Consider the following 1,036-nt stretch of genomic DNA (forward strand, 5'->3'; position numbering starts at 1 on the left):
ATGCCAATGGCGCGCTTGCGGACTTGCCAGCCCTTCAGCTGAAAGCTCCGCTGCACTGTGTTCTTGTTGAGGCCGGGAAGCCACGCGACGGTTCGGTCGCCGAAGGACGGCTGCTCTTCGATCATCTTCCTGATCGGCTCGGCAAAAGCCGGGTTCACGCGTGGCAGGGCCTTGGTTGGACGATAATAAACCGACCGCCGCGCCACACCAAACCAAGCGCAGAGCTGAGAGATGGACACCTGAAGGCCATCTCCCTTAAGGCCTTGATGAAGCTTCAGGATCATCAGTCGTCCTGTTGCCCCAACAAGACCTGAAGCTTTTTTCGCGCACGTCGCTCCAGCATCGCTTCGCCATAGGCTTCCTGCAGATCTTTCAACGGCTTCTCGTATTGCGCGCGGATATCGAGCGGGTTCGCGCGCAAGGAATTCTCCATCCCCTTCTTGGCGTCATCGCCCCGGCCTTCGATCTCGGAGGGGCTCAGGTCGAAGGACCGGCTGGCCTCCGCTATTGTCGTTTTGCCCTGGATGATCTCGATCACAAGCGCGGTTTTGCACTTCGCCGTCCAACGTTTGATGCTGTCTTCCATCGTCATACTCATGGCTATTTTGCTCCACTATAGCCTGAGCAGGAAATTCGTGGGTCGATACGCGGTGGCGTTCGACTGCTCAGTCCTCAACCGTTTTACAGCGCTCGGCACGCCGAATACGGTCCGTATTGCAGCAAACAATGAAGGGGCTAGGGGCGTGCTATCCCAAGCCCGATTTGTGCAACATGTATAACCGCCCCTTGCGCAAGAGGGTAATTTGGATCTTTTGGGCGCGTTGTCGGGGGCTGACATCTATCCGGCCTTTGATGCGGCCATCTCATGCCGCGGGCCACTATGGTGTTCGCAGATCAGGTCCAGATCAACGCCGCGTGCCCGATGGCACGTGTTGCACAACTGGTTTTCCTGATCCTGTCTCACGACCGTTTCGCCAAAGGTCTCCTTGCCCTCTTCCGCTCCGACGTCTCGCGGCTTTTGACGACTTACATCGTC

2 protein-coding genes are annotated in these 1,036 nt (G+C 57.5%); both read right to left on the minus strand.

Features of this window, described 5'->3' with window-relative positions:
• On the minus strand, positions 1–284 hold a 284-nt coding region (locus EG244_RS20235), incomplete at its 3' end, for a hypothetical protein (RefSeq protein WP_199738053.1).
• A complete protein-coding gene (locus EG244_RS20240; protein ID WP_233589093.1) occupies positions 284–586 on the minus strand; it encodes a transposase in 303 nt (100 codons plus the stop codon). The genes EG244_RS20240 and EG244_RS20235, both read right to left, overlap by 1 nt.
• Positions 587–1,036: the final 450 nt, after the last annotated feature.

The organism is Falsigemmobacter faecalis (assembly GCF_003863335.1).
GTDB lineage: Bacteria > Pseudomonadota > Alphaproteobacteria > Rhodobacterales > Rhodobacteraceae > Wagnerdoeblera > Wagnerdoeblera faecalis.